Here is a 19,274-nt window from a genome sequence, read left to right on the forward strand (position 1 = left end):
TGTCCTGTTTCAATAATTTAATGTAATTTTAGATGTGCGAAGTTTGAGTTATTTAGTTTTTCAAGATAACGATTCGATTTTGTGTTTACATCAAAAATTAGATATAGAATTATAACCTACTTAAAACTATACTATTCAGGGAGCCATCGATAAACTTGATGTCATAGAATGTTTTGAGAGTTTAGGGAGAGAAGTACGTAATGGTGAGGTTATTGAGAAATAGAACAAACTCTACATAGGTTTAAGAATCACACCGCTTACCCTGTTATGACTAGGTGAGAATCCAGAATATAATAATGAAATACAATAACATTATAATAAGATTGTATTGTAAATTTAGATATAGAGGTGATTTTGATGATTTTAGAAAGTTAAACAAGGTACATAATTTATATTAACTGTTGATGTTGTATCGTTTTATGCCTAACTTAAGAAGTAAATTTAAATTTAGAATGGAGAGAAAATTATGATTAAAAGAATAACATCATTTGTTTTAGTGATTTCTATGGTACTCAGTGTGGGAACAACTGCCTTTGCAATGGAGTCAATGCAAGCAACTTCTAATGATTACGCTATGAGTCGAAATGACGACTTAACAAATCAATCAGTTGATAAAATTGATTCATCTGTAACGTTAAATAGTGATTGTGAAAATGCTATTGATATTTCTTCTGAAGTAATATCAATAGATCCTAATCTAACATTAACTGTTACCACTGAAAAATTTACTGATTATAATATTGTTACAGTATCAGACAATCAAGGAAATATCTCGATAAGTGATAGTAGATACAGTTATGTTATAGAAAACGGTAATAAAATAGAAACAACTATCTCTGAAACTGAATCTGATGTCTTAAATGAATCAATTACTCCCTTTGCACTTGTCCCCGCTTGGCAAAAAATTCGAACATTCACCACGACAATTGCGTTTGAAAAGGCTATTAAGGACTTGGCAATTAGTACAATTATTGCTCAAGTAAAAGCGTTGAAGATTGTGGGTTATACCTTAACCGCAGCTGGTTTAGTAAAAGCAGCTTATGAGAAACCTGATTTAAGGTCTTCAAAAGCCTTCTATCTCCGTAGGGATATTTATGGATATACGAATCAGTATGGTAGAGAAGGGACTCATACTTACTCTCTTGACACTAAATATAGGAAAATAAGTAAGACGGATTCTTTCAATGATGTAAATTTAAAAGCCTTCTTAGGTTATTAAAAATTTGAAAGTAAAAAAGAATGAAATATAATATTAAAGGGTGAAGCACATGTCAAAAAAACAGAAGGAGCGTATGGAAATAGTAATCGTTTTTATTATTATGATTACAATAATTTTGTACACAAATATTTTTTCTGATTCTTCTGAATCACTAAAATTTAAATCTCTTACTTTAGGATTGGGCCTTCTATTTGGTAGCGTTTTGCGCTATTTTAGTGAGGAAGATAAAAGGGAAGATAAAGGATAAAATGTGGATATTTTGTTTTACCTTCTTATTTTTGATGTAAGAGGCAATAAGAGATAAGATTTCATTATGAATTATTGTACAAATGTGAAAGAAAACGATACAAATAGTCAAATAAATTAATTCCCAAAAAAGAAACTCGTTTTAAACGAAGATTTTCCTCGGTGATATGAGAATATAATAACAATGAAGTAGAAATTAAATAACAATTAAATAACAATGAAACCTGTAGCTTAGATATTGTATCTGGCTATAGGTTTTTTTTATTAAGATGATCAGCATAAAGGTGGTAAGCAAAACCTAAAAGCCACCGAAGGTGCTAGAGCTCTAATGGCTGGTGGTAACAATTCTTTTCACCTGATTATCTTGAGCGCAAGCGAAAGATCTTGACCCAAAAGGAATACCCAAATGCTAGTGACTAAAGACTAATGACTAGCGATTAAAGCACCACAGGCACTTTCTTGATTAATGTTCAACTATTGTCAAACGACATCTAGAAATGAAAAGTTATAAAAATGTCAAAGTTTAAACTTTTTAGAAAAATAATCATTGACAAACGATTACACTCAGAATATAATGAGTTCATGAAATGAATATTAAACTATGAAATAAATTTCAGAGTGCATAGAATTATAAAAAATTCATTTTTGAGCTTCGTATAGATTAAAAAAATTCTGTGAAATTTGTCGAAAAATTCATTGACAAACGATTACATTGTAAATATAATGAGTTCACGAAATAAAAATCGAAGCAAGAAATAAATTTCAAGGATGGTTTATATGTCCTCTAATAAAGATGTAAGACTAATTGTCAGATGCGCAAAAATGTATCATGAAGAAAATATGAAACAAGACGAAATTGGTCAAAAACTTGGTATATCAAAAGCGACGGTTTCAAGACTATTAAAGATAGCTGTTGAAATGGGTATTGTCCAAATTACTGTAAGAGATCAATATTCAAAGAAATTGATCAATATTGAAAAAGATCTTGAAGATGAATACGATTTACTAGAAGTAATTATTTGCGATTCTAATAGCGAATCTGAGATGGAAATCAAGAAAAGCATCGCTCGAGAAGCAGCAAAGTATCTACAAAGGGTTTTGACACCAAACTCCATAATTGGAGTAAGTAATGGGACTACACTAGCGGCAATACCAAATTATGTTGAAATCAATCGCAACAATAATTTAACCTTTGTTCCCATGGCAGGCGGCAATGGTCAGATCAATGCCGAAATTCATTCAAACAATGTAGCACTACATATGGCAAAAGCCTTTAAAGGGAATTATAAGATATTATATGCACCAGCAATGGTTGAAAAAGCAGAAAGTAGGAACACATTTATAGAAGATCCAGGTATTAAATCCGTTTTATCTTTGACCAAAAAATTAGATGTAGCTATCTTTGGCGTAGGCTCATCTAATTCAAAATCAACGGTTTCCATCACAGCAGAGTATCTCTCTGAAAACGAGATGGTAGATATGGAAAGTTTAGGAGCTGTAGCTGACATTTGCAATATCTTCATCGATGAGTCTGGTTCTGGAGATGTTTTTGAATCAAATAAGAGAGTTATAGGCATTGAGCTTGAAGATTTGCGTAACACACCGCTAAAAGTTGTCGTAGCTGGATATGAAGGCAAGGTAAAGGCTATTAAAAGTGTACTCAAGGCCCGTTTAGCTGATGTGTTGATTACTGATATTGAGACAGCAAAACTTCTCATAGAAGGGTGACGATATGTATTTTAAATATGGATTGATTATTGTAGGAGCAATTGTTATTCAAGGACTTTTAACTTACTTTCAGGTAAAAGACTACCGAGACAATGTATCTAAGATTCGAAAGAAGGGAAATCTCTTTATAGGTCAGACAAGAGGAAAAATTAAGGCTGGCAGTATTGTCTTAATGGCAGTTGATGACGATGGATTCATCAATGAAGCGAAATCTATGACAGGTATTACTGTATTTCATCGATTTAGAAGAGTTGATGATTTAATAGGCAAAAATATCTTTGAAAGCGATCAATGGCTTCATGCAGTGAAAGATAAGCAAATGGTCAAGGCTATAAGTAAGGGAATAGAAGCTATGAATAAGAGCATTTCACAAGATTATGAAGACAAGGATTCTGAATAAAAAAAATCTTCATATAGATATAATAAAGAATAGATTTATTTTATTCTTTGTATATATATTAAAAAACAAAGGGGAGAGTTTTATGGAGTTTTTATCTAGAGCAGCAGAAGGCTTCATCGGGTTATTTAACGCTGGTGGGGAAAGTTTCATGGGAATGGTAACAGGCATCCTTCCTACACTTATTGTACTTATAACATTCGTAAATTCACTTATTATGCTTATTGGTGAAGACAAGGTGCAAAATTTTGCATTGAAGTTTACAAAATATTCAATCACAAGATACACCATATTCCCAATACTTGCTATGTTTTTCTTAACAAACCCAATGGCATATTCATTCGGAAAATTCTTACCTGAAAAATTAAAAGTACCTTTCTTTGATGCATGTATTTCATTTTGTCATCCGATAACAGGATTATTCCCACATGCTAATGGTGCAGAATTATTCGTTTGGTTAGGAATATCTCAAGGTGTTGAACAATTAGGTCTGTCTACTACTGAACTAGCAGTTCGGTACTTTTTAGTAGGTGTAGTGGTCATCTTTATCCGTGGAATGGTTACTGAGAGAATCTTCAATATGATGTCTAAAAAAGGGGTTGAATAATATGACTTATAACGCTATTAAAATAGAAAAAGGTAAAGGTGGCTGGGGAGGTCCCTTAATTATTAAACCAGATGAAAAGAAAAACAAGGTAGTATCTGTAACAGGTGGTGGAATTGATCCAGTATCTAAAAAAATTGCTGAGTTATCAGGTTGTACAACCGTCGATGGCTTCGCTACTAGCGTGCCAGACGAAGAGATTTTTGTAGCCGTAGTAGATTGTGGCGGTACAGCTCGATGTGGAGTATATCCTAAAAAAGGTGTTTTCACTGTGAACCTTACTCCAGTAGGTCAATCTGGTCCTCTTGCTCAATATATTCAACCAGAAATTTATGTATCAGGGGTAAAAGTAGAAAATGTAGCTTTAGCTGATGGAGATGCTGTAGTGGCACAAAAGACTCCTGCTTCAAAAGAAGAGCCAAAAGCAGCACCAAAAAATGATCAATCAGAGAAAAAAGGAAATGCTATTGCAAGAATGGGTAAAGCTATTGGTGGTGTAACAGGTAAGTTCTTTGCTGCAGGTCGTCAAACAATTCAAATGGTTATGAATAATATCTTGCCATTTATGGCTTTTGTATCCATGCTTGTAGGTATTATCAATGCTTCAGGCTTAGGAAATGTAATCGCAAATTTCTTAGCACCAATTGCTAGTTCATTACCAGGATTACTAATAATATGTATTGTCTGTGCATTGCCTTTCTTGTCACCAATACTAGGACCTGGTGCGGTAATTGCTCAAGTAGTAGGAGTATTTGTTGGTGTTGAAATCGGTAAAGGAAATATCCCACCAAGCTACGCATTACCAGCATTGTTTGCTATCAACCCACAAGTAGGTTGTGACTTTATACCAGTAGGTTTAAGTCTTGGGGATGCTGAGCCAGAAACAGTTGAAATTGGTGTTCCTGCAATATTATTCTCTAGAGTAATCACAGGACCATTGGCAGTAGTAATTGCTTACTTTGCAAGTTTTGGATTATTCTAAGCATAGTTCATTTTAAATTAGCTATAGAGTTTCTTTTAAAGGGAGCTCTATAGCCTTATTATTAATTAATATAGCAAATATCTAGGAGGAAAAAATGAAATACAATGTAAAAATTACAGGCATAGGTGATATCGCTTTAGATTTTTTAAGTGAGAACATGATTATATTATTTAATGACAATGCACCAACAGAATTAGCAGAAATTTCAGTATTACACGAAATTAGTGAATTGACAGGAGACGTGGCAGTAGGAGATCAAGTGACAATATGTGATGAAGAATACGTAGTAACAGCAGTAGGAGACGAAGCTCTCCATACACTAAAAAAAATGGGACATTGCAGTTTAAAATTTGATGGCGCAGATACTCCATCACTACCAGGAACCATCCACTTAAAAGGCGAAAAAAATCCTACATTTGAGGTAGGTAAATATATAACAATTCAATAAAATGTAAATACTAATTACAGAATAGATGGGGTACTTTCGTTCATTACATACAATTGAAATAGTTTTTTTCAAAAATTCATTGATATAACTATTTTTTATTGCTATTGAATAAGGTACCTTTTTCATTACACAAATACAATCTTATAAACAATACTAATTAAAGATTAAATTTATTTCATATGATGAATTTTCTTTCAAATCTATTGACTCTATTATTTATACATGCTAAAATAAGCTTAAGTTAATAGTTGCAGAGAATGGGAGAAAGCACAGTAGTAAATTCATCACAATGAATTGCTATTTGTGCTTTGTTTTATTTTATCCCAGCATAAAACCACATATTAAATACACACATTTTAGGAGGATATATGAATTCTATTAAGGACATTAATTGTTATTTGCTCGACATGGATGGTACTATTTATTTAGGAGATCAATTGATTGATGGAGCAAAAGAGTTTTTACAAGCATTAAGGGATAATGGAAAGAAGTATTTATTTTTGACAAATAACTCTTCTAAGGATAAGCAAGCTTATGTAGATAAATTAAATGGACTAGGGATATCCGCTGAAGAAGACGATGTTTTCTCTTCCGGAGATGCTACGATTTATTACTTGAAGAAGAATACAAATTTTAAGAAAATCTTTTTACTTGGTACAGAAGCCCTTATTCGTTCTTTTGTAAAGGCAGGATTTGAAGTAGTATCCGAGAAAAATGCAGAGGTAGACTGTGTTGTATTAGGCTTTGATACGACATTAACCTATGATAAATTATGGGCAGCATGTGATTATGTAAGAGAAGTACCTTATTTTGCAACTCATCCTGATTTTAATTGTCCTCTTGCAGATGAGAAAGTAATGCCTGATGTAGGAGCAATGATTGCGTTTATTAAAGCGTCTACTGGAAAAGAGCCTATCGTTATTGGAAAACCAAATCAACCTATGCTAGATTCCATTGTAGATATATACAATTTTGATAAAAGTGAATTAGCTATGGTTGGTGATCGTCTATATACGGATATAAAAATGGGTGAAGACTTAGGAATTCAATCGATTTTAGTATTATCAGGAGAAACCTCTATGGAAGACTATGAAAAATCACCGATCAATGCAAATCATATATTTGATTCTGTAAAGTACATTATAAATCAATTATAAAGGAGACGAAAAGATGACGGATTACAGTGAATTATTAAATAAGGATATAGAGTGCGCTTGTGGAAGAACACATAGGGTTCCAATCAAAGATATAAGTTTTGATTTTAAGGAAGAAGATATTTTAGAAATTAGTAAAAAACATATTCAAGGAAAAAATATCTTAATCGTTGCAGATAAACATACTCATGATTTAAACCAAAGAATTTACGAAATTATGCAGGCAACAGACTACGATGTTTCTCTTTTAGAATTTGAAGATAAAAAGTTAATTCCAGATGAAAAAGCAGTAGGTAAAGTTCTAATGACTACAGATCGAGATATTGCAGGTATTATCTCTGTAGGTTCAGGTACCATCAACGATATTAACCGCCTTGTAGCCAATAGAGTGAAAATTCCTGTGATTACAATTGCCACAGCACCTTCGATGGATGGATACGCAGCGTCTGGTTCATCCATGGTATATAATGGCGTTAAAAAGACAATAAAAAATGGAACAGTAACAGCAATATACGGAAAAGTTGACGTCATCAAAGAAGCTCCATACGATTTAATCCAAGCAGGTTTTGGAGATAGCATCGGAAAAAAAACAGCTTTAGCAGATTGGATTTTATCAAAACACATTAACGATGAATACTGGTGTGACAAAACAGTAGCGTTAGTAGAAGAATCTACTAATATTTGTATTGAAAACGCAGAAAAAATCGCAGAAAGAGATACAGAAGCTATTAAAAATCTTGTAGATGCACTAGTGCTCTCAGGTGTATGTATGTCTCTTGTAGATGATACAAGACCAGCATCTGGTTCAGAACATTTAGTATCTCACTACATGGTTATGAGAGCAATTGAGAAAGGTGAATTACCTCCATCTCATGGAAGGACCGTTGCAATCGGTACATTAATTGCTACAGTATTATATGAATTTTTATTTAAACATGATGCTTTTAAACAAGTTGAAAATTACAAAGAAGTAGAAAAAGATGTTAGAAGGTATTTGCCAACCATTGAAGAAGTAGAAGGACTGCTTAAGACAATTAAATTATCAACGGATCCTAGAGATTATGATTTAGATGGAGATTTACTTAGAGAGATTGTCCTTAAGGCTGGTTATATTAGACAACGCTACACGGTATTTATGCTTTTAGATCGTCTAAACCTATTAGACGAAGCAGCAGATTATGTCTTAAATCATTTTAATATGTAATTGTTTATTAAGAGATAAAAGTAAGAATAAAATTAGGAGGATATATTATGAAAATAGCAATTGGTTGCGATGAAGCAGGAGTTGAATTAAAAAATATATTAAAGGAATTTGTACAATCCAAAGGACACGAAGTAGAAGACTTTGGTCTAGAAAAAGGAGAAAGCGTACTGTATCCTTTGATTGCAGAAAAAGTAGCGAATTCTATAGCAGAAGGTAAAAACGAAAGAGGAATCATCGTTTGTGGTACTGGAATTGGTATGGCTATTACAGCAAACAAAATCCCAGGCATCCGTGCTACAGTAGCTCATGATGTGTTTTCAGCAGAAAGATCGATAAAGAGCAATAATTGCCAAATCATCACTATGGGTCAAAGAGTAATTGGACCAGAAAGCGCAAAAACAGTAATCAACGCTTGGTTAGAATCTCAATTCGTAGATGGTAGCTCCACTCCAAAAGTAGAGAAAATGATCGAAATCGAAAATAAATACAGAAATGCATAAGTTTCTAAGCTAGAAAAACCCTCTGAAATCGAAATAGAGATTTTAGGGGGGTTTTTCTATCTACGGAAAGGTTGGACGGTAGGACGGGGAAATCTTAAAAGCTGAAAGCTGAAAGGAAAACCCCCTCGCCTTAAGGCGAGTTTGGTTTTCCTGACCACCTGACCACCTGACCACCTGATCCTGTTAAATTTTAAATAATAGAAGTAAACCATTGCAAAAAAGAAACGGTCGTGTTAATATAAGTATGAGCAAAATAACAACACATGAGCAAATGCCCAATTTTAAAATTTTAATATAAACGGAGGCGCACAATGTTAAACTTAAACACAAAATTAAAACAATTACAAGAAAACGGAAAAATCATTAAATTAGGTCTTGTTGGTGCAGGTCAAATGGGAAAAGGTATGGTAAGCCAAGTAATGAGCATGAAAGGTATGACACCAGCCATCGTGGTTGACGTTAACGTAGACAACGCAGTAGAAGCTTATACATTAGCTGGAATAAGAAAAGAAGATATTGTCGTATCCTCTACACTATCTGAAATCAATGTAGCTATAGAGCAAGGAAAATTCGTAGCATGCCCTGATTCTGATATTCCTGCACAATGTAACTTAGTAGATGTAGTGGTTGATGCAACAGGTGTACCTGATGTTGGAGCAAAAGTAGCAATCGATTCTATTATGAATAAAAAGCACATCGTCATGTTAAACGTAGAAACGGACGTAGTTATTGGACCAATCCTTAAGAAATTAGCAGACAATGCAGGCGTTATTTACTCAGGTTCTGCAGGTGATGAACCAGGCGCTGTAAAAGAAATTTACGATTTTGCAGATGCAATGGGAATGGATATTGTAGCTATTGGTAAAGGAAAAAACAATCCAGTAGTATTAGGATGCAATCCAGATACAGTTTATGAACAAGCTATAAAATCAGGCGTTAGCCCAAAAATGTTAACAGCATTTAAAGACGGAACAAAGACAATGGTAGAAATGACTGCAATGGCAAATGCAACTGGTTTTTTACCTGATGTAAGAGGAGGACATGCGGTTTGTGCTTCTGTAAATGAATTACCTGGTCTTTTCCAATTAAAAGAAAATGGTGGAATCCTAAATAACACTAAGATCGTCGATTACGTAAACGGGGTTGCACCAGGCGTATTCGTAATCATCACTACTGATCTTCCACAAATTCACCACGAAATGCAATACTTAAGCATGGGTTCAGGACCAAATTACGTATTGTTTAGACCATATCACTTATGCAGTTTAGAAACTCCTTTAACTGCCGCAAGAGCAGTAATTTACAATGAACCAAGTATTGTTCCATTACCAGGAGCGCCAAGTGCTGAAACAATCACATTAGCTAAAAAAGACTTACAAGCTGGAGATATGCTAGACGGCATTGGTGGATACACAGTATATGGTTCCTTTGAAAAATATGATATAGCAAAAGCAGAAAAAGCTGTACCACTAGGGTTAATCACAAAGAAGACAAAATTATTGACACCAAAAAAACCAGGCGAAGTAATTACTTATGACGACATCGAATTAGATAAATCTACCTTAATCTACAAATTAAGAGAATTACAAGAGACAATCATCGGTTAATTTAAATGTCGAGGCTTCTAGAACGCTCTAGGAGCTTTTCTTATATAACATGAAATTATTCTCATAAATTTATTGAAATGGAAAAATAATAATGATATTATAAATGTGCACAAAATCTCAATTAATGGGCATATGCTCGACAGAGGTGTTGTATTGAAAGACGATGTAAAAAGACAATTAATTAAAATAGCAAAATACTATTACAATGACGGGCTAACTCAAGAGGAAATCGCTAAGAGGATGTCCTTATCGAGGCAAAAGATCAGTAGATTAATTCAAAGATTGATTCCTGAAGGCATTGTAACCATTCATATTGATGATTCTTTAGACTCTTATTTGGCTTTAGAACAAGGGCTTGAAGAAAAGTTTAATCTAAAGGAAGTAGTAGTGGTTTCTACAGAAGAGAACAATCATATGACCTTAGATAATATTGGACGAGCAGGTGCGGAGTATCTTGACCGGATTCTCAAACACGATGATATTATTGGCATCGCTTGGGGCCGAACCTTGACCTATGTATCCCAACACATTGTAAAGGAAAGATCTAATTTAAATCTATCTATGGTTCAATTGGCAGGAGGGGTTTTTCCATATGGGCACTTTTTTAATGGAGAGCTTTCTAAACAATCAGGCGAAATTACTCGAGAAATCTCATTAAAATTAGGAGCAAAGCCTTATTTAATGAATAATCCTCTTGTTGTAGACAATATTGCGACAAAACAAGTTTTACTTCATGAATCAACTATAAGTAATATTTTTAATATGGCAAAAACCTGTACCATTGCAATAGTCAGCATTGGAAGCTTAGGTAATAACATTTCACCTTTTGTAGAAGGAGCGCTAACAGAAGAGGATTTACAGTATCTATTAGAAAAAAAAGCCGTTGGAAATTTTGTTTTTAGGTATTTTGACATAGATGGAAATATCATCGAAGCGCCTTTTTATGATAGATTGCTATGTCCTGAATTAGAGCCTTTAAAGGAGATACCTTTAAAAATCTGCGTATCTGGGACAAAAGAAAAAGTAGATGCAATTTTTGGTGGCATTAGAGGTGGTTTTGTAGATGTACTCGTTACAGATAGTGAAACGGCCACTGCATTAATGAAAAAATAATAAATACCGGGAGGTAAAAAAATGGCTATAACGAAAGAAACTTTAGTAGAAATGTATTTAAGAATGAATGAGGCTAGGCTATTTGAAGAAAAAGTTGCATGGTTTTTCTCAAGAGGTATGGTACACGGTACGACACATTTATCCGTAGGAGAAGAAGCATCTGGTGTAGCATCTTGTATGGCTTTAGAAAAAGGAGACTTAGTTTCTGCAACTCATAGAGGACATTCACAAGTAATTGGATTTGGTCTAGATTTAAATAGAATACAAGCAGAATTATTAGGAAAAGCAACAGGTTATTGTAAAGGAAAGGGCGGCTCTATGCATATTGCCGATGTTGAAAACGGTAATCTAGGTGCAAATGGTATCGTAGGTGGGGGATACAGTATTTCTGTAGGTGCTGCTCTTACACAACAATATAAGAAAACTGGAAAGGTCGTCCTTTGTTTTAGTGGAGATGGTGCAACAAATGAAGGAAGTTTTCACGAATCTTTAAATTTAGCATCTGTCTGGAAACTTCCAGTGATTTTCTTTGTAGAAAACAATCTATATGGCATGTCTACACCAATTGAAAAACATATGAATATTAAAGACATTGCTGAAAGAGCAAAATCTTATGGAATGCCAGGAATTATCGTAGATGGCAATGATGCTATAGAAGTATATGAAACAGTGCAAAAAGCTACTGAATACTGTAGAAGCGGAAGAGGACCAGTATTAATAGAAAGTAAAACCTACAGATGGTTAGGACACTCTAAGAGCGATGCTCAGGCTTACCGTACGAAAGAAGAAGTAAACGAATGGAAACAAAAAGATCCAATAAAAAGACTTAGAAAGTATATGATCGAAAACAATATCGTTACCGAAACAGAAGCAGATGAAATAGAAGCGAGAGCCCAAAAGGCCTTAGATGATTCTGTAGAATTTGCTATAAATTCACCTGAACCAGCAATTGAAACGGTATTAGAAGATGTATACGCATAGGGAGGATATAAATATGGAAATGAAAGAAATGACTTATAAGGACGCCATCCGTTTAGGTATGAGCGAAGAAATGAGACGAGATGAAAATGTTATATTCTTCGGAGAAGATGTAGGTCTTTACGGAGGAGCTTTTGGTGTATCTGTTGGCATGCTTGAAGAATTTGGAGAAGAAAGAGTAAGAGATACGCCAATATCTGAAGCAGTTATCGTAGGAGCAGCAGCTGGGGCAGCAGCAACAGGATTAAGACCTATTACAGAAATGATGTTTATGGATTTTATTACTATTGGTATGGATGCGTTAGTTAATCAAGCGGCAAAGATGAGATACATGTTCGGTGGAAAAGCAAAAGTTCCTATGGTATTAAGACTTCCTTCTGGTTCAGGTACAGGGGCAGCTGCTCAACATACCCAAAGTTTAGAGGCTTGGTTATGTCATGTACCAGGGCTTAAGGTGGTAACTCCTTCTACTCCTGCAGAGGCAAAAGGCCTTATGAAAGCAGCTATTCGTGATGATAATCCAGTTTGTTTTGTTGAACATAAGCTCTTATACAAAGTAAAGGGAGAAGTGCCAGTAGATGAAGATTATATCGTTCCTATTGGAAAATCTTTTGTAAAAAGAGAAGGTAGGGATGTAACAATCGTTTCTTGGGGTACTACTTTACAAAAGGTATTAGATATTGCTGAAGAAGTAGAAAAAGAAGGCATCAGCGTAGAAGTAGTAGATCCAATTACTTTATATCCTATGGACATAGATACCATAATAGAATCTGTAAAGAAAACAGGTAGGGCTATTGTCGTTCATGAAGCTTGCAAGACTGGTGGCGTTGGTGGAGAAATTGCTGCAAGAATCGCTGAAAGTGAAGCTTTTGACTATTTAGATGCTCCAGTTATGAGATTAGGCGGCTTAGACGTACCAACTCCATACAATAGAAATTTAGAAGCAGCTGTTGTACCAAAGAAAGATGAAATTAAAGAAGCAATCTATAAAGTAATGAATCGATAGGGAGGTGTCAAAATGGCAACGGAAATCATTATGCCTAAAGCAGGCATGGATATGGAAGAAGGAACAGTCATTAAGTGGCTAAAAAACGTAGGTGAAACTGTAGAGACTGGTGAACCACTATTAGAAATCCTCACAGACAAAGTAAATATGGAAGTAGAAGCAGAGGTGTCTGGTACTTTAATCGATATTCGCGCGAATGAGGGAGATGTTCTTCCAGTATTTACAGTAATCGGATATATCGGTGAAGCTGGTGAAAAAGCGCCATCAGGTGAGGCAACACCAAGCATGGAAGTAAAAGAGGTAGAAACCATTGAAGAAACTGTTAAAGAAGAAAAAGCCACATCGAATTCTTCAATTCCTGTAGGCAAAGTTCGTGCCACACCTGCTGCTCGAAAAATTGCAAAAGATAGAAACCTTCTTGTAGAAGACATACCAGGAAGTGGACCTTTTGGCAGAGTTCAAAAGGTAGATGTAGAAGAATTTGATATCATCAAAGCAACACCACTTGCTACTAAAATGGCAGAAGTGGAAAATATCGATTTATCTACAATAAAAGGTACTGGCGTTGGCGGAAAGATTACAAAAGACGATCTTAGTCTTGCTCCTACAGAAGCAACAGGGCAAAAGAAAGTTTTAGCACCTTCTAAAGCAGAAGAAAAAGCTTCTAATATCATTCCTATGGTTGGGCTTCGAAAAATCATCGCTCAAAGGATGAAAGAAAGCCTAGAAAAGAGTGCTCCTGTAACCCTTCAAACTGAAGTAGATATGACGCATATCAATGCCCTAAGAGCTAAGCTAAAACCAATTATCCAAAAAGAAATAGATAAGAAAATTACTGTAACAGATTTGCTTATTATGGCTACTTCAAAAGCCTTAATGAAATATCCAATAGTCAACTCTACTCTTGTAGAGGAAGGAATTCGAGTCAATGACTATGTAAATATGGGTATAGCAGTAGGCTTAGAAAATGGACTGCTTGTTCCAGTGATAAAGGGAACAAATAAAATGACTTTAAAAGAGATTGTGTCTAGTAGAACAGATATCGTAAAAAGAACCCTGTCTAGCAAGATTACTCCAGATGAATTAAGCGGAAGCACTTTTACTATCAGCAATTTAGGAATGTACGACACCATTAGCTTTAATTCCATCATCAACCAACCCAATAGCGCCATCTTAAGCGTAGGGGTAACAGTTAAGAGAATGAGAATTATAAATGATGCTCCTCAAATAAGAGAAGTAATGAACATGAGCATTACCCTAGACCACAGAGTAATGGACGGATTAGTAGGAGCGCAGTTCTTGCAATACTTGAAGGATTTGCTAGAGGATCCGAATTTGTTGTTGTTGTAATTTGTAAGGCAATACTAGTATTGAAAGGTGGTCAGGTAGTCGGGTGGTCAGGTGGTCAGCAAAAGCATAATGCTATTGCAATTAACAAAGTATTGAATGCTAGTAGCTAGTGGCTGTTTTTAGACCCTCGCTACTGCCCAGTCATCCTGAGCAAAGCGAAGGATCTTAGACCCTAAAAGAAGACCCCAGTAGCGCTTACCTCGCCTAAGAGAAAGGCGAGCTTAGGTTTTGCTGACCACCTTAAAGCTGACCACCTTACCACCTTAAAAACACGGAGGTGTCAAATGGCAACAGAAGTGATTATGCCAAAAGCTGGCATGGATATGGAAGAAGGTACAGTCATTAAATGGCTGAAAGAAGAAGGAGACCAGATTGAAACAGGAGAGCCTTTACTAGAAATCTTGACGGATAAGGTCAATATGGAAGTAGAAGCAGAAGTATCAGGTACTCTTCTTAAAATTTTAGCTAAAGAAGGAGACGTTTTACCCATATTTACGGTTATTGGATATATTGGTGGGGAAGGGGAAGTGATCCCTAATGCTACAGGTTCACAAGTTCCAGCACCAGAAGCAGCCCCAATTCAAGAAATAGCTCCTGCTAAAGAAGAAGCTTCAACACCTCAAACAGCTGATAACACTTATGATATTGTGGTATTAGGTGGGGGACCTGGCGGATATGTAGCAGCTATTCGTGCTGCACAGCTAGGTGCAAAAGTTGCCCTAATTGAAAAAACATCTGTAGGTGGAACATGTTTAAATGTAGGTTGCATCCCAACAAAGACTATGGTCAAAGGTGCAGAGATTATTCATAATATGAAAAATGCGGAGCGAAAAGGTATAAAGGTAGGAGAGCCTCAAGTAGATATGGCTCAAGTTGTTCAAAATAAAAACAGTGTTGTCAAACAACTTGTAGGTGGCGTTACTGGCATTTTAAAATCAAATAATATCAAAATCTACTCTGGAAAAGGTCATGTAAATAAAAACAAAACAGTAGATATTGTTGATGGGGCAGATAAAGGTCAAGTGATTTCTTACGGTAAATTAATCATCGCTACAGGTTCTACTCCATTAGTTCCACCAATACCAGGTCTAGATTTACCTGGCATCATGACAAGTACGGAAATATTAGATATACAAGAAGTGCCAAAAGAATTAGTCGTCATTGGTGGTGGCGTGATTGGTTGCGAATTTGCGACGATCTTTAGTACATTTGGAAGCAAGGTTACGATTGTAGAAATGCAAGATCATTTACTTCCAAACTTAGATAAAGAAATTGCTGAAACATTAAAGAAATCTTTCCAGAAATCTGGCGTAGAGGTTCTTACATCTGCAAAAGTGGAAAAAGTAGAAAAGAAAGAAGACAAATACACAGTTCATGTAAGTGGGAACAAAGCCATAGAAATCGAAGCGAATAAAGTCTTAGTGTCTATTGGAAGAAAAACTTGCTTAGAGGGATTAGAAGATTTAGGTTTAGATATAGACAGAGTCGTCAAAGTTGATGATTATCTAAAGACATCTGTAGAAGATGTATATGCAATCGGTGATGTCACAGGCAAATTTCAATTAGCTCATGTAGCTTCTGCACAAGGGATTAAAGCAGCAGAAAATGCCATGGGTGGCTCAGAGAAGATGAAGTACAATATTGTTCCATCTTGCATCTTTACCATTCCAGAAATCGGCTGTGTAGGGGTGACAGAAGAAGAAGCAAGAAGAAAATACGGTGATATTCGAGTAGGCAAATTCTCTATGTCTGCAAGCGGAAAAGCCCTTGCCATGGGCGAAACAGAAGGTTTTGTAAAGGTCATTGCTGACAAGAAATACGGCGAAATCCTAGGTGTTCACATTGTAGGAGCAAGTGCAACAGAAATCATTGCAGAAGCAGCAGCTGTAATGAAATTAGAAGGCACACTAGAAGAACTAGTAAACACCATCCACGCTCATCCAACCATTGCAGAAACCATTATGGAAGCTGCACATTGTGCACTAGGAGAGCCAATACATTTGCCCAAGAGATAAGAATGACCCACAAAAAACGGAGGAAGAATTCCTCCGTTTTTTGTTTGGTGATTTTTAGAATAGTCTTGTGATTGCTTTAAATATTATAAAATAAAGGTAAGCAAAAGTTGTTTTTTATTCCATATTCTGTGATATTATGTAAACAGAAGGAATTTAAGCAAATAATATGTCAGAGTATCATTACATCCTGAATTTATGGGGAGGGATGAACGTTTTGTTTCAAATTGCAATATGTGACGACGAGCAAATGATTTGTTTACAAATTGAAAAGATCATCTTAACTTATTTTAAGACCACTAACGAAAAAGTAGAAGTTCAAGTCTTTTATTCAGGAGAAAAATTATGTGAGTTCATTGAAAAGGAACATAGTTTTGATCTAATCTTTTTAGATATTGAATTAGAACGGATAAATGGTATAGAGGTGGGTATGAAAATCCGAGAAGAAATGGATAATCAAACCATACAAATTATATACATATCAGGAAAAGATTGCTACGATAGAGAGCTATTTGAAGTAAGACCCATGCATTTTTTGCCCAAACCCCTAGATGAGGGCAAGATTATAAAAGATGTTTTGCTTGCAATGAAATTAAATGAAAAATCAGGCGGTATATTTACTTACAAAAAAGGTCAGGAGACTTACAAGATACCCATAAAGAATATCCTTTATTTTGAAAGCATAGGTAGACAAGTGAAAATAGTTACTACTGATGGGGAAGAATTATTTTATGGTAAGCTTCGGGACGTGCTAACAGAAGTCTCAACATACCGATTTATGCATATTCATAAATCTTATATCGTAAGCTACGCTCATGTTATTACATTTAGATACGAATCCGTTATAATGTCGAATTTGATGCAACTCCCGATAAGTCAACCAAGGAGAAAAGCAATAAGAGAATTACAAGTTATTTATGAAAAATTTGAGTGAAATTTATGCAGAGACTATGTAGGATAGCAGTTTTAAGAGTCTAAAAAAGGATGTTAAGAAATGCATATAAGCTTATATAATCTGGTATACATTATCACTAATATCTTTGGAGCATATATTATTTACAAATTTATGAGTGTTTTTTTTAATAGAAAAGAAGTTAACAGAAAGATAGAGTTATTATCATATCTTGGATATTTTATAATGATAACAATTGTATATTTATTTATTAAAATACCTGTGGTTATGATGATATGCAATATAAGTGCTTTTATTGGATTGTCTCTTAATTACAAAGCGAATATAAAAAAAAGGATTTTGGCTGTTACTTATATATACTTGATTTCCATGTGTGTTGAAATAATTGTAATAATACTTTTGTCAGGGATGCGTTTCACAATTTTCTCGGAAAATGAATATTCAATTTCTTATAGCCTAATAGTTCTAAAAGTGGTTACATATATAGTTGTTTTAGTTTTAGGAAAATTTGTAAATGTTAAGCATAGTGAAAGTGTTCCGATGTCATATTGGGTATGTATAATATTAATGCCTGTATCATCTCTATATATAATTTTAATTTTATTTCAAACACAAGATATCATGTTACTACAAGTGATAGTAGGTATCATTTTCATGTTATTAATTAATTTTGCAACATTCTATTTATTTGATAGAACTTCGGAGACTTTATCAAACAAAATGGAAGCAGCATTACTCACCAAGCAAAATGAATATTACAATGAACAATTCAATCTTATGAGAAATTCCTTGAAATCAACACGACAAATAAAGCATGACTTAATAAATCATCTCACAGTAATATATTCGCTAGTCCATGATAATGAAATAGAGCATTCACTTGACCATATATCTAAAATGCTATACACAATTGGTGAAAAAAAGGAACATGCACATTCAGGAAACATAATTGTAGACAGTATTCTAAATTTTAAACTTCAAGAAGTAGAACAAAAAAATATAAAAATTGCACTTGATCTTAATGTACCAGAAGAAATGGATATTCCCTCTTTTGATATGACAATCATATTAGGAAATTTACTTGATAATGCAGTGTCGGCTGTCTGCAAGTTAACGGAAGAAAGATATATCAATATTATCATAAAATATGATAGGGGGCGGTTTATATTAAATATCGATAATCCGTTTGAAGGGAAAATAGCTAAGGAGAACAATACGTTCCTGACAACAAAGGAGGATAAAGCGAATCATGGAATTGGTCTACAAAGCATCAAAACTGTTTTAGCAAAATATAATGGGACTATAGATATTTCACATAACGAGAAAGTATTTTCTGTAACACTATTCATGTATATCGAATTATCTGAGAGCAATGGCTGTTAAAATAGCCTGCTCTTTTTTTAATGAAGCAAAACTCTTTTAAAGATTTTAAAAGAAAAACCTTAATTCACTACAAAAACATATATGAATTTTGACAAGTCTCCGCATAAGTTGAATTTTTATAGTAGGATAAGATTACCAAATAAAATAAAGAGCGGTAGGGAACGCATATGAAAAGAATCGCAATGAAGTTTAGTGGAATGATCGCAAGTTTAGCGCTGACGGTCACGATTATGAATGTAAATTCAGCGTGTATATTTCTTGTACATCAACCAAAGCTACCAGAAGGTGCCCAAAAGCTCCGCAAATTTTAATGAGAATGAATGTATTCGAGAAAATTACAGATTCATTTATTCAGAACGGAGTAATACCCTCTGAGGATAAAGACTTATACACCTATGGACTGGAACAAGGAACATTGATGGTGCTTAAT

General features: G+C 34.6%; 19 protein-coding genes. All 19 read left to right on the plus strand.

From position 1 onward, the window contains the following. Positions 1 to 466 precede the first annotated feature (466 nt). The 19 genes from Q7P22_RS10815 (at position 467) to Q7P22_RS10905 (ending at position 19,155) form a co-directional block, all read left to right on the plus strand. Entirely contained in the window at positions 467 to 1,219 is a 753-nt protein-coding gene (locus tag Q7P22_RS10815) for a hypothetical protein (RefSeq protein WP_303864043.1), read from the plus strand. Between the two features lie 49 nt (positions 1,220 to 1,268). Beyond that, a complete protein-coding gene (locus Q7P22_RS10820; protein ID WP_303864045.1) occupies positions 1,269 to 1,466 on the plus strand; it encodes a hypothetical protein in 198 nt (65 codons plus the stop codon). A 776-nt stretch (positions 1,467 to 2,242) separates the two neighbouring features. Continuing rightward, positions 2,243 to 3,193, plus strand: coding sequence for a sugar-binding transcriptional regulator (locus tag Q7P22_RS10825; protein ID WP_303864047.1), 951 nt, complete (start codon positions 2,243 to 2,245; stop codon positions 3,191 to 3,193). A 4-nt stretch (positions 3,194 to 3,197) separates the two neighbouring features. Next, complete coding sequence (locus tag Q7P22_RS10830) at positions 3,198 to 3,593, plus strand: transcriptional regulator GutM (RefSeq protein ID WP_303864049.1); 396 nt, start codon at positions 3,198 to 3,200, stop codon at positions 3,591 to 3,593. Positions 3,594 to 3,675: 82 nt separating this feature from the next. Continuing rightward, the gene (locus Q7P22_RS10835; protein ID WP_113920503.1) at positions 3,676 to 4,197 is read left to right on the plus strand and encodes a PTS glucitol/sorbitol transporter subunit IIC; all 522 of its coding nucleotides are present in this window, start codon (positions 3,676 to 3,678) and stop codon (positions 4,195 to 4,197) included. A gap of 1 nt (position 4,198) precedes the next feature. Next, complete coding sequence (locus Q7P22_RS10840; RefSeq protein WP_113920502.1) at positions 4,199 to 5,176, plus strand: PTS glucitol/sorbitol transporter subunit IIB; 978 nt, start codon at positions 4,199 to 4,201, stop codon at positions 5,174 to 5,176. Between the two features lie 94 nt (positions 5,177 to 5,270). Further along, positions 5,271 to 5,624: a PTS glucitol/sorbitol transporter subunit IIA gene (locus Q7P22_RS10845; protein ID WP_303864053.1), complete on the plus strand. Its 354-nt coding sequence runs from the start codon at positions 5,271 to 5,273 to the stop codon at positions 5,622 to 5,624. Between the two features lie 368 nt (positions 5,625 to 5,992). Continuing rightward, complete coding sequence (locus tag Q7P22_RS10850; RefSeq protein ID WP_113920500.1) at positions 5,993 to 6,781, plus strand: HAD-IIA family hydrolase; 789 nt, start codon at positions 5,993 to 5,995, stop codon at positions 6,779 to 6,781. Positions 6,782 to 6,794: 13 nt separating this feature from the next. Continuing rightward, positions 6,795 to 7,982, plus strand: coding sequence for a sn-glycerol-1-phosphate dehydrogenase (locus Q7P22_RS10855; RefSeq protein ID WP_113920499.1), 1,188 nt, complete (start codon positions 6,795 to 6,797; stop codon positions 7,980 to 7,982). Between the two features lie 47 nt (positions 7,983 to 8,029). Continuing rightward, positions 8,030 to 8,482: a ribose 5-phosphate isomerase B gene (gene rpiB, locus Q7P22_RS10860; protein ID WP_113920498.1), complete on the plus strand. Its 453-nt coding sequence runs from the start codon at positions 8,030 to 8,032 to the stop codon at positions 8,480 to 8,482. A 311-nt stretch (positions 8,483 to 8,793) separates the two neighbouring features. Continuing rightward, entirely contained in the window at positions 8,794 to 10,089 is a 1,296-nt protein-coding gene (locus Q7P22_RS10865) for an NAD(P)H-dependent oxidoreductase (RefSeq protein ID WP_113920497.1), read from the plus strand. 72 nt (positions 10,090 to 10,161) lie between these two features. Then, positions 10,162 to 11,202, plus strand: coding sequence for a sugar-binding transcriptional regulator (locus Q7P22_RS10870; protein ID WP_148581879.1), 1,041 nt, complete (start codon positions 10,162 to 10,164; stop codon positions 11,200 to 11,202). A gap of 21 nt (positions 11,203 to 11,223) precedes the next feature. After that, positions 11,224 to 12,183, plus strand: coding sequence for a thiamine pyrophosphate-dependent dehydrogenase E1 component subunit alpha (locus Q7P22_RS10875; RefSeq protein WP_113920495.1), 960 nt, complete (start codon positions 11,224 to 11,226; stop codon positions 12,181 to 12,183). A gap of 13 nt (positions 12,184 to 12,196) precedes the next feature. Then, positions 12,197 to 13,186, plus strand: coding sequence for an alpha-ketoacid dehydrogenase subunit beta (locus Q7P22_RS10880; protein WP_113920494.1), 990 nt, complete (start codon positions 12,197 to 12,199; stop codon positions 13,184 to 13,186). 12 nt (positions 13,187 to 13,198) lie between these two features. Next, entirely contained in the window at positions 13,199 to 14,536 is a 1,338-nt protein-coding gene (locus Q7P22_RS10885; protein WP_303864062.1) for a dihydrolipoamide acetyltransferase family protein, read from the plus strand. Between the two features lie 284 nt (positions 14,537 to 14,820). Continuing rightward, positions 14,821 to 16,551 carry a dihydrolipoyl dehydrogenase gene (gene lpdA, locus Q7P22_RS10890; protein ID WP_303864064.1) on the plus strand — a complete coding sequence of 577 codons (1,731 nt, stop codon included), beginning with the start codon at positions 14,821 to 14,823 and terminating at the stop codon, positions 16,549 to 16,551. Between the two features lie 205 nt (positions 16,552 to 16,756). Further along, positions 16,757 to 17,482 (plus strand): LytTR family DNA-binding domain-containing protein, encoded by a 726-nt coding sequence (locus Q7P22_RS10895; RefSeq protein ID WP_303864066.1) that lies wholly within the window; start codon positions 16,757 to 16,759, stop codon positions 17,480 to 17,482. A 204-nt stretch (positions 17,483 to 17,686) separates the two neighbouring features. After that, on the plus strand, positions 17,687 to 18,844 hold the full coding sequence (locus Q7P22_RS10900) for a sensor histidine kinase (RefSeq protein ID WP_303864067.1): 1,158 nt from the start codon (positions 17,687 to 17,689) through the stop codon (positions 18,842 to 18,844). A 167-nt stretch (positions 18,845 to 19,011) separates the two neighbouring features. Further along, positions 19,012 to 19,155, plus strand: coding sequence for a cyclic lactone autoinducer peptide (locus Q7P22_RS10905; RefSeq protein ID WP_113920489.1), 144 nt, complete (start codon positions 19,012 to 19,014; stop codon positions 19,153 to 19,155). Positions 19,156 to 19,274 lie beyond the last annotated feature (119 nt).

Source organism: Alkalibaculum bacchi (assembly GCF_937875145.1).
GTDB lineage: Bacteria > Bacillota > Clostridia > Eubacteriales > Alkalibacteraceae > Alkalibaculum > Alkalibaculum bacchi_A.

Bases quoted from the DNA above. Each gene is read 5' to 3' on its own strand.
- Q7P22_RS10865 (WP_113920497.1), top strand. From the start codon at position 8,794: ATGTTAAACTTAAACACAAAATTAAAACAATTACAAGAAAACGGAAAA.
- Q7P22_RS10820 (WP_303864045.1), top strand. From the start codon at position 1,269: ATGTCAAAAAAACAGAAGGAGCGTATGGAAATAGTAATCGTTTTTATT.
- Q7P22_RS10895 (WP_303864066.1), top strand. From the start codon at position 16,757: ATGAACGTTTTGTTTCAAATTGCAATATGTGACGACGAGCAAATGATT.
- Q7P22_RS10900 (WP_303864067.1), top strand. From the start codon at position 17,687: ATGATAACAATTGTATATTTATTTATTAAAATACCTGTGGTTATGATG.
- Q7P22_RS10845 (WP_303864053.1), top strand. From the start codon at position 5,271: ATGAAATACAATGTAAAAATTACAGGCATAGGTGATATCGCTTTAGAT.
- Q7P22_RS10835 (WP_113920503.1), top strand. From the start codon at position 3,676: ATGGAGTTTTTATCTAGAGCAGCAGAAGGCTTCATCGGGTTATTTAAC.
- lpdA (WP_303864064.1), top strand. From the start codon at position 14,821: ATGGCAACAGAAGTGATTATGCCAAAAGCTGGCATGGATATGGAAGAA.
- Q7P22_RS10855 (WP_113920499.1), top strand. From the start codon at position 6,795: ATGACGGATTACAGTGAATTATTAAATAAGGATATAGAGTGCGCTTGT.
- Q7P22_RS10815 (WP_303864043.1), top strand. From the start codon at position 467: ATGATTAAAAGAATAACATCATTTGTTTTAGTGATTTCTATGGTACTC.
- Q7P22_RS10885 (WP_303864062.1), top strand. From the start codon at position 13,199: ATGGCAACGGAAATCATTATGCCTAAAGCAGGCATGGATATGGAAGAA.
- Q7P22_RS10840 (WP_113920502.1), top strand. From the start codon at position 4,199: ATGACTTATAACGCTATTAAAATAGAAAAAGGTAAAGGTGGCTGGGGA.
- Q7P22_RS10880 (WP_113920494.1), top strand. From the start codon at position 12,197: ATGGAAATGAAAGAAATGACTTATAAGGACGCCATCCGTTTAGGTATG.
- Q7P22_RS10905 (WP_113920489.1), top strand. From the start codon at position 19,012: ATGAAAAGAATCGCAATGAAGTTTAGTGGAATGATCGCAAGTTTAGCG.
- Q7P22_RS10850 (WP_113920500.1), top strand. From the start codon at position 5,993: ATGAATTCTATTAAGGACATTAATTGTTATTTGCTCGACATGGATGGT.
- rpiB (WP_113920498.1), top strand. From the start codon at position 8,030: ATGAAAATAGCAATTGGTTGCGATGAAGCAGGAGTTGAATTAAAAAAT.
- Q7P22_RS10825 (WP_303864047.1), top strand. From the start codon at position 2,243: ATGTCCTCTAATAAAGATGTAAGACTAATTGTCAGATGCGCAAAAATG.
- Q7P22_RS10830 (WP_303864049.1), top strand. From the start codon at position 3,198: ATGTATTTTAAATATGGATTGATTATTGTAGGAGCAATTGTTATTCAA.
- Q7P22_RS10875 (WP_113920495.1), top strand. From the start codon at position 11,224: ATGGCTATAACGAAAGAAACTTTAGTAGAAATGTATTTAAGAATGAAT.